The organism is Paenibacillus farraposensis (genome assembly GCF_020736845.1).
Lineage (GTDB): Bacteria > Bacillota > Bacilli > Paenibacillales > Paenibacillaceae > Paenibacillus > Paenibacillus farraposensis.
The window spans coordinates 1-539 of sequence record NZ_JAFFQR010000106.1 but is presented as its reverse complement, the minus strand read 5'-3'; the positions used below and the strand labels follow the sequence as shown (position 1 = coordinate 539).

Below are 539 nucleotides of genomic sequence, written 5' to 3'. Positions count from 1 at the left end.
ACAGTTCCTCATGGGCTTCGGGAAAATCAAAATCTAAAGTTTTTTTAACGACCACGGTTTTATTTTTCAATTCAATATCTGACCACTTCAACGCGGCTGCTTCACCTTTACGCATACCTGTCTCGATCAAAAACTTGAAGAAAAACCAGTAAACGGCAACTCGCTTGCTGAGAATGCGATTGTTGATGGAAAGGCGCATGTACCTTTGAGAGCTGTGTCCGATTCTTTAGGAGCTGGTTTAAAGGTGGACGGAAAAACAATTCAAATTACTACTAATTCAAGTACATCTTCAAGTGCATCTTCTGATGTAAATGTTGTACCAGGCTCTACTTCAGTGGATGATAGTAACAATAAGTTTGAACAAAAACTGGTGGATAGAAAAAAAGAATTGGAACAAACAATTGCTACAACGCAAAAAGGGATTGAGGATCAGTTGGTGAATCTTCAAATTGCACAAAAAAGCCGAGAAAAAGTATCTGATGAACGCTTTTTGTCTATCGGGGATCAAAAGATTCAAGGATATAAAGACCAAATCACTC

Annotated in this window: 2 pseudogenes; one reads left to right on the top strand and one right to left on the bottom strand. The window is 38.2% G+C overall.

The window, feature by feature from the left end:
• Positions 1 to 154: pseudogene (locus JO375_RS18425) on the bottom strand (tyrosine-type recombinase/integrase); the annotation flags it as partial.
• Positions 155 to 214: 60 nt separating this feature from the next.
• Between JO375_RS18425 and JO375_RS18420 the strand changes: the two are divergent.
• A pseudogene (locus JO375_RS18420) lies at positions 215 to 539 on the top strand (2,' 3'-cyclic nucleotide 2'-phosphodiesterase); the annotation flags it as partial.